We start from the raw sequence: 13441 nt of genomic DNA, 5'->3' as shown, positions 1-13441 counted from the left end.
CTCAGCCGGCGACCGGCCGGCGCGCTCGCTTGAAGGGCTCCATGCCGGCGCGCGCCAGCGCGTCGGCCCGCTCGTTCTCCACGTGGCCGGCATGGCCGCGCACCCAATGGAACGTCACCTCGTGGCGCTGCCGCTCCGCGTCGAGCCGCTGCCACAGCTCGGCGTTCTTCACGGGCTTCTTGTCCGCCGTGCGCCAGCCGTTGCGCTTCCAGCCGTGGATCCATTTGGTGATCCCGTCGCGCAGGTACTGCGAGTCCGAATGCAGATGCACCGAGCAGCCGCGCTTGAGCGCGCCGAGGCCCTCGATCGCCGCCAGTAGCTCCATCCGGTTGTTGGTCGTCATCGCCTCCCCGCCGGACAGCTCCTTCTCCGTCTCGCCGAAGCGCAGGATGGCGCCCCAGCCGCCCGGGCCGGGATTGCCCGAACAGGCGCCGTCCGTGAAGATGTCGACCTTCGTCGCCTCGCTCATGCCGCCGCCCCGCGCTTCTGGAAGCCGTAGTCCGCCACCGAGGCCACCCCGCGATGGAAGCGGTTCTTCCGCAGATACTCGCGCGGGTCCTTCTTGGTCACGAAGGACGTGTCGGGGATGTGGATCCAGTCGTAGAGCCGCGTCAGCAGGAAGCGCAGCGAGGCACCCCGCGCCAGGAGCGGCAAGGCCGCCAGCTCGGCGTCGGACAGCGGCCGCGCGCCGTCGTAACCCTCGATCATCGCGCGCCCCTTGGTCACGTTGAACGCCCCGTCCAGCTCGAAGCACCAGGCGCACAGGCAGATCGCGAGGTCGTAAACGAGGATGTCGTTGCAGGCGAAATAGAAGTCGATCAGCCCGGACAGCTCGCCCCTCAGGAAGAAGACGTTGTCCGGGAAGAGATCGGCGTGGATGACGCCGCGCGGCAGATCCGACGGCCAGTTCGCCTCCAGATGGGCGAGTTCGGCGGCGATCTCCGCGTTCAGCCCGTCGGACACCTTGTCCGCCTCGGCGCCGCAGCCCCGGAACAGCGGACGCCAGCCCGCGACCGACAGCGCGTTGGCGCGCGACATGGCGAAATCCGCCGACTTGGCGTGGAGGTCGGCGAGCGCGCGACCGACGTCGCGGCAGTGGTCGGCCGCGGGCCGCCGGGTCCACATGCCCTCCAGGAAGGTGAAGAGCGCGGCCGGTCGCCCGGCGAGCTCGCCGAGCGTGCGCCCGTCGCGCGGCTGCACGGGAAGCGGGCAGGACAGGCCGCGTGCGGCCAAGTGTTCCAGAAGCCCGATGAAGAACGGCAGATCGGCGCGGTCCACGCGCTTCTCGTATAGCGTCAGGATGAAGGTGCCGCCCTCGGTGCGCACGAGGAAGTTGGAGTTCTCGACCCCCTCGGCGATGCCCTTGTAGCTGAGGAGACGCCCCACGTCGTAGCGCGACAGGAACGCGGCGAGATCGCCCTCGAGGACGTCGGTGTATACGGCCATCTCAGCCCTGCCTCACGTTGGGGAGCGGCCGGTCGCCATTGACGAAGGCCATGTCGGCCGAGGTCAGCGGCACGTCGCGCAGGGCGCGCATCACGGGGAAGTTCTCGTTCTCGATCGCGGTCTGGACCAGCTCGATGCGCACCGCGAAGCGCTCTCGCAGCGCGGCGATGATCTCGTCGGTCAGCACCTCGGGCGCCGAGGCACCGGCCGACATGCCGATCACCGATCCCGGCGCGATCGTATCGATCGGGACGTCCTGTCGCCCCTGCACCAACAGCGCGCGGCGAGCGCCGGCGCGCTCGGCGACCTCCACCAGCCTGCGGGAGTTGGAGGAGTTGGGCGCGCCGACGATCAGGAAGAGGTCGGCGCCGGACGCCGAGGCCTTCACGGCGTCCTGACGGTTGGTGGTGGCGTAGCAGATCGATTCCGAGGACGGGGCCTGCATCGCCGGGAACTTCAGCTGCAGCGCCTCGATGATGCCCGCCGTGTCCTCGACCGAAAGCGTTGTCTGGGTCACGAAGCCGAGCGCGGCGGGATCGGGCGGATCGAAGGCGGCGACGTCCTCCTCCGTCTCGATCAGCGTCACGGCGCCCTCGGGAAGCTGGCCCATCGTCCCGACGACCTCGGGATGGCCGCGATGGCCGATCAGCAGCACCTGCCGTCCGAGCCGCATGTGGCGGAGAGCCTGCTTGTGGACCTTGGAGACCAGCGGACAGGTCGCATCGAGATAGAGCAACTCGCGCCGCTCGGCCTCGGCCGGCACGGTCTTCGGCACGCCATGGGCGGAGAACACGACCGGCTGGCCGTCGTCCGGGATGGCGTCGAGTTCCTTCACGAAGACCGCGCCCATGTCCCGAAGCCCGTCCACCACGAATTTGTTGTGCACGATCTCGTGGCGGACATAGACCGGCGCGCCGTAGCGCTTCAGCGCCAGCACCACGATCTGGATCGCGCGGTCGACGCCGGCGCAGAAGCCGCGCGGCTCGCACAGGCGGATCGTGAGGGGCGGCTTGTCCTCGATCGCTGTCAACGTCGTCTCCAGGGAAGCATTCGGCGCGAATGAAGGGATCGGGGGGGCCCCTGTCAACCCTGGCGCCTCACCCCTGGCGCCCCGCACCCCGCAGCCGGAAGACATGAACCAGGAAGAGGACGAAGATCACCAGAAGGGCGAAGGCCAGGCTGAACCAGGTGATCGCGTATTCCAGATGGCTGTTGGGAATGTCGATCACGGTGGTGCCGCCGATCGGCGCCTCGGGCCCGACCTGCCCCTCGCCCGCGTCGATCAGGAACGGCAGGAGACGGCTGCCGGCCGGGAGGTCGAGCCCTTGCGCCATCTCGGGCACGCTGCGCCAGAAGAACGCGTTCTTCGCCGGGTCGTTGTCGGGCACGAACCAGTTCGGCTTGGCGGTCGGGGCCGCCCGTGCGAGCCCCGCCACCGTGACGTCGCCGGGCGGATTGCCGCCCGCGCGCGTCGCCTTGTCCTTGCGCTCGTAGGGCACGAAGCCGCGGTTCACGAAGACGACGGAGCCGTCCTCGAGCGCAAGCGGCGTCAGGACGTGCCAGCCGGCCTCGCCCTCTCGCGTGGCGAGGAAGTAGCGCTCGCCGTCGTGCAGGAACCGCCCCGTGGCGCGCACCGGCACGTAGTCGATGTCCTCGCCGGCGGCCGCGCGTCGTGCGAGGTCGGACACGTCGACGGGGGCCGCGTGAATGCGCGCGTCGATGGTGGCGATCAGGTCGCGCTTCCAGAACAGCCGCTCGACCTGCCAGGTGCCGAGCGACACGAGGATCGCGATGCCTGCGAGGCACAGGACGACCACGGCCGCGATGCGGCCGCGCGTCAGCGGGCGGGCCGCTCCGCCTTCATCTCCGTCCGCCGCCTCGCCCGCGCCCATCGCCGTTTTGTCCACCCGTGCATGTCCCCTTCAACGAAAAAAGCGGCCGGGTCGCGGCCGCTTTTCGGTTTCCGTCCCGACGGCGCGTCAGCCGTGGTGGATCTCGGCGCCCCAGCCGCCCCACACGTAGACGGCGAAGAACAGGAAGAGCCACACCACGTCGACGAAATGCCAGTACCAGGCGGCAGCCTCGAAGCCGAAGTGCTTGGACGGGGTGAAATGGCCCCGGATCGCGCGCAGCAGGCAGACGGCGAGGAAGATTACGCCGACGAAGACGTGGAAGCCGTGGAAGCCCGTCGCCATGAAGAAGGTCGCGCCGTAGATCGACCCGGAGAAGGCGAACGGGGCATGGGCGTATTCATAGAACTGGACGTAGGAGAAGATCGCGCCGAGGGCGACGGTCAGCGCGAGCCCGGTGATCAGCGACTTGCGGTCGTTCTCCAGCATCGCATGGTGCGCCCAGGTCGCGGTTGTGCCGGACAGGAGCAGCGTGATCGTGTTGAAGAGCGGCAGGTGCAGCGGGTCGATCACCGCGATGCCGACCGGCGGCCACTGGCCGCCCAGCGCCTGGACGCGAGCCGCCTGCACCGCCTCGTGCGGGAACAGGCTGGCGTCGAAGAAGGCCCAGAACCACGCCACGAAGAACATCACCTCGGAGGCGATGAACATGATCATGCCGTAGCGCAGGTGCAGCGACACGACGGGCGTGTGGTGCCCCTCGTGGCTTTCCTTGATCGTGTCCGACCACCAGGCGAACATCGTGTAGAGGACGATGGCGAGACCGATCGCGAAGATCCACGGCGTCGCGAGATTCATGCCGAAGATGTTGAACGGCGTTCCCGCCACGAAGCGGAACAGGCCCACCGCGCCGAACAGGAGGAAGAACGCGCCGACGGAGGCGACGAACGGCCAAGGGCTGGGCTCGATGACGTGGTAGTCGTGATGCTTGATATGCGTGTCAGCCATGGTCCGTCCCACTTGTCCCGCATCGCCCCGGATTTGGGCAGCCTATGCGGCTGGATGTCAAATTCCCGTTGTCCGCCGCCGTTCCGTCCCCCGACGTTCCGGCGGTTTCGTCATAGCCCCTGCGCCGCGCCCGCGTCCTTCGTCGCCGATGCGACCGGCGTCTTCGGATCCGCCACCGGGAAGAACGTATAGGACAGGGTGATGGTCGGCACCTCCTCGAGGTCCGGATCGTCGCGGATCGCCGGATCGACGAAGAACACGACCGGCATGTCGACCTCCTCGCCCGGCTTCAGCGTCTGCTCGGTGAAGCAGAAGCACTGCACCTTGTTGAAGTAGATGCCCGCCGTCAGCGGGGTCACGTTGAACGTGGCCTGGGCGGTCACCGCCCTGTCCGAACGGTTGCGCACCCGATAGGCGGTCTGGCGCGTCTCGCCGAGCTTCAGCGTGATCTGGCGCTCCAGCGGCTGGAAGGTCCAGGGCACCTGCGCCGACGCGTTGGCGTCGAAGCGAACGGTGACGGGCTGGTCCACCACCGTGGTGGAGGCCGTCTCGGCGCGCTGCGTGGTGCCGCCGTAGCCGGTCACCTGACAGAACAGCTTGTAGAGCGGGACGGAAGCATAGGCGGCGCCGACCATGCCGAAGACGAACAGCCCGCAGCCGAGCGCGATCGTACGGGCGTGGCGCGCCGCTTCCGCGGGCGTGCGGCGAGGACCGGCGCTCACGCGCCCCCTCCTGCGATGCGGAACAGGCTGACGACGTAGAACAGGACGACGAGCACAGCCAGCACCAGGCCGATCGCCAGCGACCGGCGGCGGCGGGCGCGCGCCTCGGCGTCCGTCAGGCGGACGGTCTCGTCGCGGACATCAGGCGACATGCAGCCCCCAGACATGGCTCAGCACGCCCTCCGCCAGAAGCCATGCGAACAGCGCGAAGAGATAGAGGATCGAGAAGGCGAAGAGACGCTTGGCCGGCACCATCGCGACGTCGCCGTCCGGCATGCGCAGCACGCGGTGCGCGAGGCGGACGAAGTTCAGTCCCAGCAGCGCGGCGACGACGCCATAGACGGGGCTGGCGAAGCCGAGCACGGCGGGCAGGACGCCCACCGGCGCGAGGACGAGCGAATAGGCGAAGATGTGGCGCCGCGTCGAGCGTTCGCCCGCGACGTTCGGCAGCATCGGGATGCCGGCGGCGCCATAGTCCTTCATCTTGAAGAGCGCAAGCGCCCAGAAGTGCGGCGGCGTCCAGAGGAAGATGACGAGGAAAAGCACGAAGCCTTCCCAGGATACGCCGCCCGTCGCGGCCGCCCAGGCGACCATCGGCGGGAACGAGCCGGCGGCGCCGCCGATGACGATGTTCTGCGCGGTGCTCCGCTTCAGCCACATCGTGTAGAACACGGCGTAGAAGGCGATGGTGAAGGCGAGGAAGGCGGCCGCGAACCAGTTGGCGGCCAAGCCCAGCAGCATCACGGAGAAGACCGACAGCGCGAGACCGAAGGCGAGCGCGTTCTCCGGCGCGACGCGGCCGGAGGGAACCGGGCGCCCGGCGGTGCGGGTCATGACGCGGTCGATGTCGCGGTCGTACCACATGTTCAGAGCGCCAGAGCCCCCGGCGCCCAGCGCGATGGCAAGAAGCGACACAAAGGCGAGCACCGGGTTCATGCCGGCAGGCGCCGCGAGGAGACCGGTCGCGGCGGTGAGAACCACGAGCGACATCACGCGCGGCTTGAGAAGGGCGAAGTAGTCGCCCGGCTCGGCCAGGCTGATGCCGGGACGCGCTTCGCTCGCAGCGGAAAAATCGATGGCGCTCAACGTCATGCCTCTCGCGGATCCGATCGGCGGGCGCGGGGCGCCGACGAGGGCGCCACGAACCGTGGCCGATGGTTCAGACGGGTGATCCCGGCCGGAGCCGGGATCGATCTTCTCGGCCGCCGGTCAGCGGATGCGCGGCAGCTCTTCCCACTGGTGGAACGGCGGCGGCGACGACAGGTGCCATTCCAGCGTCGTGGCGCCCACGCCCCAGGGATTGGCCCCGGCGATACGCTTCCGGGCAAAGGCCTCGTAGACGATGTAGAGGAACAGGATCACCGACAGGCCCGAGATGTAGGAGCCCATCGAGGACACGAAGTTCCAGCCGGCGAAGGCGTCCGGATAGTCGGCGTAGCGGCGCGGCATGCCGGCGGCACCCAGGAAGTGCTGCGGGAAGAACACGAGGTTCACGCCCACGAACATGACCCAGAAGTGCACCTTGCCGAGCGTCTCGTTGTACATGTAGCCGCTCATCTTCGGGAACCAGTAGTACCAGCCCGCGAAGATCGCGAACACGGCGCCGAGCGACAGCACGTAGTGGAAGTGCGCCACGACATAGTAGGTGTCGTGCAGCACGCGGTCCATGCCGGCGTTGGCGAGCTTCACGCCGGTGACGCCGCCCACGGTGAACAGGAAGATGAAGCCGATCGACCAGAGCATCGGCGTCGTGAAGCGAAGCGAGCCGCCCCACATCGTCGCGATCCAGGAGAAGATCTTGATGCCGGTCGGCACCGCGATCACCATCGTGGCGAACACGAAGTAGCGCTGCGTGTTGAGCGAGATGCCCGTGGTGTACATGTGGTGCGCCCACACCACGAAGCCGACCACGCCGATCGCGACCATGGCGTAGGCCATGCCGAGATAGCCGAAGACCGGCTTGCGCGAAAAGGTCGAGATGATGTGCGACACGATGCCGAAGGCCGGCAGGATCATGATGTAGACTTCGGGGTGACCGAAGAACCAGAACAGGTGCTGGTAAAGGATCGGGTCGCCGCCGCCCTCGGGGGCGAAGAAGGTGGTGCCGAAGTTGCGGTCGGTCAGCACCATCGTGATGGCGCCGGCGAGCACGGGCAGCGACAGGAGCAGCAGGAACGCGGTCACGAGCTGCGACCAGGCGAACAGCGGCATCTTGTGCAGCGTCATGCCCGGCGCGCGCATGTTGAGGATGGTGGTGATCATGTTGATCGCACCCAGGATCGACGAGGCGCCCGACAGGTGCAGCGCGAAGATCGCGAGATCCACCGCGGGGCCGGGATGGCCGACCGTCGACAGCGGCGGATACAGCGTCCAGCCGGTGCCCGCGCCGTTGGCGCCCGGCGCGCCCTCCACAAACATCGACAGGATCAGCAGCAGCAGCGAGGGCGGCAGCAGCCAGAAGGCGATGTTGTTGACGCGCGGAAATGCGGTGTCCGGCGCGCCGATCATGATCGGCACGAAGTAGTTGCCGAAGCCGCCGATCAGCGCGGGCATGACCATGAAGAACACCATCACCAGGCCGTGGGCCGTGGTGAAGACGTTGAAGATCTGCGGGTTGCCGAAGATCTGAAGGCCCGGCTCCTGGAGCTCGGCGCGGATCGCCACCGAAAGGCTGCCGCCGATCAGACCCGCGACGATCGCGAAGATCAGGTAGAGGATGCCGATGTCTTTGTGGTTGGTGGAGTTGACCCAGCGCACCCACCCGGTCGGATGGTGGGGATGCGCGTCGTGGGAAGCTGCATGAGCCATGGGGATGTTCCCTGGAAGGGGGTTCAGCGCTGCGCCACGACCGAGTTCGCGGAAGCGATTTCGGCGGTCAGCTGAGCGTTGGCGTTTTCAAGGTTCTCGCGGGCGGCCGCGAGCCAGGTCGCGAACTGCTCCTGGCTCACCACGCGCATGGCGATCGGCATGTTGTAGTGGTCGCGGCCGCACAGCTCGGAGCACTGGCCGTAGAAGAGGCCCTCGCGGTCCGCCTCGAACCAGTATTCGTTGATGCGGCCGGGCACGGCGTCCACCTTCACGCCCATCGACGGCATGGCGAAGGAATGGATCACGTCGCCGCCCGTCGCGAGGAGGCGGACCACCGTGTTGACGGGCACCACCATCTCGTTGTCCACGGCGAGGAGCCGCGGATAGGCCGCGCGGTCTTCCTTGCCGGCGGCGGTGCGCGCCTCTTCCGTCAACGGATACGACAGGAACGACACGGGTTCTGCGGCCGGCGGGGCCGGGTTCGCCTCGGTACCTGCGGCGGCCGAGCTCGCGGCGGCCACCGTCTCGGCCGGCTGGTACTCGTAGCCCCAGTACCATTGATAACCCGTCGCCTTCACCGTCAGCTCGGGCTCGCGCGGCGGATTGTACTGCGCGGTCAGGAGCTGGAACGAGGGGATGGCGAGGCACAGGAGGATGAGCACCGGCGCGAGGGTCCAGATGACCTCGATGACCGTGTTGTGGCTGGTGCGCGAGGGCGTCGGGTTGCGCTTCTCGCTGTAGCGGAACGCGACCCAGGCCAGCAGGGCGGCGACGAGGATGACGACCGGAATCAGGAACCAGAGGGTGTAGGCGCTAAACCAGTGGATCTGCGCCTCGATCGGGGACAGGGCCTCCTGCAGATTGATCTGCCAGGGATGCGGCTGGCCGGGATGCAGCGCGCCTTCCTGCGCGCGGGCCACCAGGGTCGAGCCGGCCAGCACGGCGGCTGCTAGGGCTGGTCTCTTCACGAATGCTCTCCCTCGTGGCAGGCTTTTCTTCCCACGGTCCGCGACCCTATCACGGGATCGGATCGGGGCGCATGGGCCGCAAAATCGAATGCCGCTAATGTGCAGGTACCTCGTGCGCTTCAACCATGAAACCGCCCCTTTCGCAACAAGCGGGCGACACGACTCCTTGCGACATAGTGCGAATGTTGCAGCCGATCCGCGCGGCGGGCGGAGCGTTGCCCGAAGCTGGCGGCGCAGGCTCGACGCGGCGGGAGGCGTTGGTTAATTTCGCGCACGGAAGCGGAGCCGCCTGCAGCCCGCCGGCCCGTGCCTGGAAGGAAACGATGAAGCTCAAGATCGCCACGGCGCTGGCCGCCCTCCCCTTCCTCTTGACCGCCGCAGCGCAGGCGCAGACCGGCACGGTCAAGTCGCAGCACGGGGCCTGGGCTGTGGTGTGCGACCAGCCGGCCGGCGCGGCGGGCGAGCAGTGCGCCCTCCTGCAGAACGTCGTCGCGGAGGACCGGCCCGAGGTCGGGCTTTCGGTCCTCGCGCTGAAGACGGCGGACGGCAAGGCGCGCATCCTGCGCGTGCTCGCCCCCCTCGGCATCCTCCTGCCCAACGGCCTCGGCCTCTACGTGGACGGCAAGGACATCGGCCGCGCCCAGTTCGTGCGCTGCTTCGAGGACGGCTGCTATGCCGAGGTGATCCTGGAGGACACGCTGCGCGACACGTTGTCGACCGGCAAGTCCGCCACCTTCATCGTGTTCCAGACTCCCGAGGAGGGAATCGGCATCCCGGTGGACCTGAACGGTTTCCGCGAGGGGTTCGACGCGCTGCCCTGACGCCGGCCCCGCCCGCCCCCGCGGCGTGACATCGCCGGCCCGCCCGCCTATCTGTGCCGGACACATCGAAGGCCAGCGGAGCGGATGATGGCTTCTTCCCTGATCGACCTCTTCGACCTGTCGCGCGCGGAAGTGGAAGGCGTCGTCTCCCGGACGCTGCACGGCGCGGACGACGGCGAACTCTTCATGGAATATCGCGAGCAGGAATCTCTCCTGTTCGACAACGGGCGGCTGAAGGCCGGCGACTTCTCGACCGAGCAGGGATTCGGCCTGCGCTGCGTCGCGGGCGAGGCGATCGGCTTCGCCCATTCCGGCGACCTGTCGGCCGCCGCGCTCGGGCGCGCCGCCTCGGCGGTGGGCGCGGTGCGCGCCGGCCATTCGGGCGTCGCCGCCGAATCCCCCAAGGGCACGAACCGTCATCTCTACGGCGCCGAAAACCCGATTCCCGAGCCGTCCTTCGCTGAAAAGGTGAAGCTTCTCGCCGAGATCGACGCCTATCTTCGCGGAACGGACGAAGCCGTACGGCAGGTCAGCGTGTCGCTCGCCTCGCAGTGGCAGGTCGTGGAGATCCTCCGATCGGACGGGCGCCTCGTGCGGGACGTTCGCCCGCTCGTCCGGCTCAACGTCTCCGTGGTCGCCGGGCGGGGCGACCGGCAGGAGAGCGGCTCGGGCGGCGCTGGCGGACGGCACGGGTTCCTCCGCCTGCTGGATGGCGGCGGCTGGCGCGCCATTGCCGACGAGGCGCTGCGTCAGGCGCGGCTCAACCTCGAGGCCGTCCCGGCTCCGGCCGGCACGTTCGACACCGTGCTGGCCGCGGGCTGGCCGGGCGTCATGCTGCACGAGGCGGTGGGCCACGGCCTGGAAGGCGACTACAACCGCAAGAAGACCTCGGCCTTCTCCGGCCTGCTCGGGCAGCAGGTCGCCGCGCGCGGTGTGACCGTCGTGGACGACGGCACGATCGCCGAACGGCGCGGGTCGCTGTCGGTCGACGACGAGGGCACGCCCACCAACCGGACGGTGCTGATCGAGGACGGCAAGCTCGTGAACTACATGCAGGACCGGCAGAACGCCCGGCTGATGGGCATGGAGGCGACCGGCAACGGACGCCGCCAGTCCTTCGCGCACGCGCCGATGCCGCGCATGACCAACACGATGATGCTGAACGGGCCGCACGCGCCCGAGGAGATCCTGGCCTCCGTCAAGGACGGCGTCTATGCCGTGTCTTTCAACGGCGGACAGGTGGACATCACCTCCGGCAAGTTCGTGTTCAACTGCACCGAGGCCTACCGCATCCGTGACGGCAAGGTGTGCGAGCCCTTGAAGGGCGCCATGCTGATCGGCAACGGGCCGGACGCGATGCATCGCGTCTCGATGGTGGGCAACGACGCCGCGCTCGATCTCGGGATCGGCAATTGCGGCAAGTCCGGCCAATGGGTGCCGGTCGGCGTCGGCCAGCCTCACCTGCGCATGGATCAGATGACCGTGGGCGGCACGGAGGCGTGACGCCCTGCGTCCATCCGGCGGCCTGTCGGCTCAGGGATAGAGCCGCTCGATCGCCCATTCGCGCGTGCCGGCGGCCCGCTCGAAGCGGAACCGGTCGTGCAGGCGGAACTCGCCGTCCTGCCAGAACTCGATCTCGGTCGGCATGATGCGGAAACCCGACCAGTGCGGGGGGCGCGGCACGTCCTCTCCGTAGGTGGCCTCGACCTCGGCGACCTGCGCTTCCAGCACGGCGCGGCTCGCCAGCGGCCGGCTCTGCTGCGAGGCCCAGGCACCGATGCGGCTGCCGTGGGGACGTCCCTCGAAATAGGCGTTCGCCTCGTCCTGCGTGACGATCTCCACCGGCCCGCGAGCGCGGAACTGCCGCCGCCGGCTCTTCCAATGCATGCAGAGGGCGGCCTTGCGGCTGGCCAGGATCTGTTCCCCTTTGCGGCTTTCGAAATTGGTGTAGAACACGAGTCCCCGCGCGTCGAACCCCTTCAGGAGCACCATCCGCACATCGGGCAGACCATCGGCGTCGACGCTGGCCAGCGCCATCGCCGTCGGGTCGTTGATCTCCGTCTCCTCCGCGTCCCGGAGCCAGATCGCCAGGGCTTCGTAAGGGTCCAGCGGCAAACCGCCTTCACCGAACATTAAGGTCGACTTGTTCATTCTTGGGTCCGATTTTCCGAATGATGATCCGCCGGTTCCTACGTCAGGTCCTTCCGGCGGCAAAGGCCGAGTTTCGATGATGGAAGGAACGCGCCTCGCCCTCGCCTGTCTCGTCGTGGCGAGCCTGTCGGGCTGCACGGTGATCAGCGGCAAGGCGCTGGAAGAGGTCGCCGTCGATCGGAGCATCACCACAGCATCGATTCCCCCGGTGGATCCGGCGGCGGCGGCCGACACGCTCTCGGACAGCCGCACGGTGCGCAACGCCGTCTCGGCGGCCGACATCGCCAAGATGGATACCGCCCCCCTCGCCTGGTCGAACGCCGACACCGGTGCCAGCGGCACCATCACGGCGATTCGGGAAACGCGGGCCGGCGACGCCGTGTGCCGCCAGTTCAAGACGTCGCGCCAGCGATTCGACGGCGTGGCCCTCTACGACGGCGAGGCCTGCACCACCGGCCAGGGCGAGTGGACGCTGACGCGCTTCTCCGAAGACCAGTAGGGCGCCGGGGCGCCGATCGGCGCGTCCCACTTCAATTTCGCGCGAGAGCTAGCCATATAAACGACCGTCGCCCGGCCCACCGGGCGATTCCCGATGATGCCCGCGGGAGACCCAGCTCCGGCCACCAGGAACCCGATCCCGAATGCGCGACCCTTACACCGTTCTCGGCGTGGCCCGCACTGCCAGCGAGGCGGAGATCAAGTCCGCCTTCCGCAAGCTGGCCAAGAAGTATCATCCCGACGCCAACGGCGACGACGCCGGCGCCAGCGCGCGCTTCAACGAGGCCAACCAGGCCTACGAGATCCTGGGCGACAAGGAGAAGCGCGGGCAGTTCGACCGCGGAGAGATCGACGCCGAGGGCAAGGCCAAGTTCCAGGGCTTCTCCGGTTTCGGCGGTGGCGGGGCCGCCGGCGGCGCGCCCTTCGGTGCGGGCTCGAACGGCGGCTCGTTCGACTTCCGCGGCGGCGGTGGCGCCGACTTTCCGGGCGCCGAGAACATCTTCGGCGATTTCTTCGAGCAGGCCTTCGGCGCCAAGCGCGGCGCGCGCTCCGGCTTCACCGCCGCCCGCAACACGCCGTCCAAGGGCGACGACATCAACGCGGTTCTGAAGGTGCGGCTGGAGGACGTCGTTTCGGACGAGAAGGTCGAGGCGGTGTTTCCGAACGGAAAGCGGCTGGCGATTCGCCTGCCCGAAGGCGTCGAGGACGGACAGGTGATCCGCCTGCGCGGTCAGGGACAGCCGGCCGTCTTCAACGGAGGCCCGCCGGGCGACGCGCTGGTGACGATCTCCTTCGCCGACCACGCACGCTTCGCCGTGTCCGGGCGCGACCTCCTCCTGGAGCAGGACGTCGATCTGGAAACCGCCGTGCTCGGCGGCCGAGTGACGATCGAGACGCTGGAAGGGCGCGTGGCGACCAAGATCCAGCCCTGGACGACATCGGGTCGCACCCTGCGGCTCAAGGGCAAGGGCCTCACGCGCAAGGACGGCGGACGCGGCGACATCCTGGCGACGCTGGCGATCGCGCTTCCCGCCCAGCCGGACGCCGAGCTCGCCGCCCTGTTCGAGAAGCGCCGCGACGGCAACGCCTGATCGCTAGCACCGACGCCTGTAGCACCGGCCTGCTTGCTGGTGGCGGGAGGCTATGCCATACCGCCGGCCCGACAGGAA

The 13441-nt window shown here is 68.5% G+C and carries 15 protein-coding genes; 4 read left to right on the top strand and 11 right to left on the bottom strand.

The window, feature by feature from the left end:
* Window position 1: 1 nt before the first annotated feature.
* The 10 genes from rnhA to coxB form a co-directional block, all read right to left on the bottom strand.
* Entirely contained in the window at window positions 2-469 is a 468-nt protein-coding gene (gene rnhA / locus D3218_RS01135) for a ribonuclease HI (protein WP_119538058.1), read from the bottom strand.
* Window positions 466-1446 (bottom strand): homoserine kinase, encoded by a 981-nt coding sequence (locus D3218_RS01130; protein WP_119538057.1) that lies wholly within the window; start codon window positions 1444-1446, stop codon window positions 466-468. The genes rnhA and D3218_RS01130 overlap by 4 nt, the downstream gene beginning before the upstream one ends.
* A 1-nt stretch (window position 1447) precedes the next feature.
* A complete protein-coding gene (ispH, locus tag D3218_RS01125) occupies window positions 1448-2581 on the bottom strand; it encodes a 4-hydroxy-3-methylbut-2-enyl diphosphate reductase (protein ID WP_119538056.1) in 1134 nt (377 codons plus the stop codon).
* Window positions 2544-3353: an SURF1 family protein gene (locus D3218_RS01120; RefSeq protein WP_245414870.1), complete on the bottom strand. Its 810-nt coding sequence runs from the start codon at window positions 3351-3353 to the stop codon at window positions 2544-2546. The genes ispH and D3218_RS01120 overlap by 38 nt, the downstream gene beginning before the upstream one ends.
* Before the next feature lie 72 nt (window positions 3354-3425).
* Entirely contained in the window at window positions 3426-4304 is an 879-nt protein-coding gene (locus D3218_RS01115; protein WP_119538054.1) for a cytochrome c oxidase subunit 3, read from the bottom strand.
* Window positions 4305-4414: 110 nt separating this feature from the next.
* Window positions 4415-5026, bottom strand: coding sequence for a cytochrome c oxidase assembly protein (locus D3218_RS01110; protein WP_119538053.1), 612 nt, complete (start codon window positions 5024-5026; stop codon window positions 4415-4417).
* Window positions 5023-5178 (bottom strand): protoheme IX farnesyltransferase, encoded by a 156-nt coding sequence (locus D3218_RS01105; RefSeq protein WP_119538052.1) that lies wholly within the window; start codon window positions 5176-5178, stop codon window positions 5023-5025. Before D3218_RS01105 ends, D3218_RS01110 begins: the two co-directional genes overlap by 4 nt.
* Window positions 5168-6118, bottom strand: coding sequence for a heme o synthase (locus D3218_RS01100; RefSeq protein WP_119538051.1), 951 nt, complete (start codon window positions 6116-6118; stop codon window positions 5168-5170). The genes D3218_RS01105 and D3218_RS01100 overlap by 11 nt, the downstream gene beginning before the upstream one ends.
* A gap of 117 nt (window positions 6119-6235) precedes the next feature.
* A complete protein-coding gene (gene ctaD, locus D3218_RS01095) occupies window positions 6236-7834 on the bottom strand; it encodes a cytochrome c oxidase subunit I (protein WP_119538050.1) in 1599 nt (532 codons plus the stop codon).
* Between the two features lie 23 nt (window positions 7835-7857).
* A complete protein-coding gene (gene coxB / locus D3218_RS01090) occupies window positions 7858-8802 on the bottom strand; it encodes a cytochrome c oxidase subunit II (protein ID WP_119538049.1) in 945 nt (314 codons plus the stop codon).
* Between the two features lie 182 nt (window positions 8803-8984).
* Between coxB and D3218_RS01085 the strand changes: the two genes are divergently transcribed.
* Together D3218_RS01085 and D3218_RS01080 are read left to right on the top strand one after the other, a co-directional pair.
* The gene (locus tag D3218_RS01085) at window positions 8985-9623 is read left to right on the top strand and encodes an invasion associated locus B family protein (protein ID WP_425359277.1); all 639 of its coding nucleotides are present in this window, start codon (window positions 8985-8987) and stop codon (window positions 9621-9623) included.
* An 87-nt stretch (window positions 9624-9710) separates the two neighbouring features.
* A complete protein-coding gene (locus D3218_RS01080) occupies window positions 9711-11126 on the top strand; it encodes a TldD/PmbA family protein (RefSeq protein ID WP_119538457.1) in 1416 nt (471 codons plus the stop codon).
* A 30-nt stretch (window positions 11127-11156) separates the two neighbouring features.
* Here D3218_RS01080 and pdxH read toward each other — a convergent pair whose 3' ends face one another.
* On the bottom strand, window positions 11157-11774 hold the full coding sequence (pdxH, locus tag D3218_RS01075) for a pyridoxamine 5'-phosphate oxidase (protein WP_119538047.1): 618 nt from the start codon (window positions 11772-11774) through the stop codon (window positions 11157-11159).
* Window positions 11775-11850: 76 nt separating this feature from the next.
* Here pdxH and D3218_RS01070 point away from each other — a divergent pair, with 76 nt between their 5' ends.
* Window positions 11851-12273 carry an RT0821/Lpp0805 family surface protein gene (locus D3218_RS01070; protein WP_245414868.1) on the top strand — a complete coding sequence of 141 codons (423 nt, stop codon included), beginning with the start codon at window positions 11851-11853 and terminating at the stop codon, window positions 12271-12273.
* A gap of 142 nt (window positions 12274-12415) precedes the next feature.
* Window positions 12416-13363 carry a DnaJ C-terminal domain-containing protein gene (locus tag D3218_RS01065; protein ID WP_119538046.1) on the top strand — a complete coding sequence of 316 codons (948 nt, stop codon included), beginning with the start codon at window positions 12416-12418 and terminating at the stop codon, window positions 13361-13363.
* Window positions 13364-13441: the final 78 nt, after the last annotated feature.

It is taken from the genome of Aureimonas flava, from assembly GCF_003583935.1.
Taxonomy (GTDB): domain Bacteria; phylum Pseudomonadota; class Alphaproteobacteria; order Rhizobiales; family Rhizobiaceae; genus Aureimonas; species Aureimonas flava.
This window is presented reverse-complemented; position numbering and strand designations above follow the sequence as displayed.

Excerpts from the sequence above, each read along its gene's own strand:
- D3218_RS01100 (WP_119538051.1), bottom strand. The coding sequence starts at position 6,118 with ATGACGTTGAGCGCCATCGATTTTTCCGCTGCGAGCGAAGCGCGTCCC.
- D3218_RS01080 (WP_119538457.1), top strand. The coding sequence starts at position 9,711 with ATGGCTTCTTCCCTGATCGACCTCTTCGACCTGTCGCGCGCGGAAGTG.
- D3218_RS01085 (WP_425359277.1), top strand. The coding sequence starts at position 8,985 with ATGTTGCAGCCGATCCGCGCGGCGGGCGGAGCGTTGCCCGAAGCTGGC.
- rnhA (WP_119538058.1), bottom strand. The coding sequence starts at position 469 with ATGAGCGAGGCGACGAAGGTCGACATCTTCACGGACGGCGCCTGTTCG.
- D3218_RS01130 (WP_119538057.1), bottom strand. The coding sequence starts at position 1,446 with ATGGCCGTATACACCGACGTCCTCGAGGGCGATCTCGCCGCGTTCCTG.
- D3218_RS01115 (WP_119538054.1), bottom strand. The coding sequence starts at position 4,304 with ATGGCTGACACGCATATCAAGCATCACGACTACCACGTCATCGAGCCC.
- D3218_RS01070 (WP_245414868.1), top strand. The coding sequence starts at position 11,851 with ATGATGGAAGGAACGCGCCTCGCCCTCGCCTGTCTCGTCGTGGCGAGC.
- ispH (WP_119538056.1), bottom strand. The coding sequence starts at position 2,581 with ATGTCTTCCGGCTGCGGGGTGCGGGGCGCCAGGGGTGAGGCGCCAGGG.
- pdxH (WP_119538047.1), bottom strand. The coding sequence starts at position 11,774 with ATGAACAAGTCGACCTTAATGTTCGGTGAAGGCGGTTTGCCGCTGGAC.
- D3218_RS01065 (WP_119538046.1), top strand. The coding sequence starts at position 12,416 with ATGCGCGACCCTTACACCGTTCTCGGCGTGGCCCGCACTGCCAGCGAG.
- D3218_RS01105 (WP_119538052.1), bottom strand. The coding sequence starts at position 5,178 with ATGTCGCCTGATGTCCGCGACGAGACCGTCCGCCTGACGGACGCCGAG.
- ctaD (WP_119538050.1), bottom strand. The coding sequence starts at position 7,834 with ATGGCTCATGCAGCTTCCCACGACGCGCATCCCCACCATCCGACCGGG.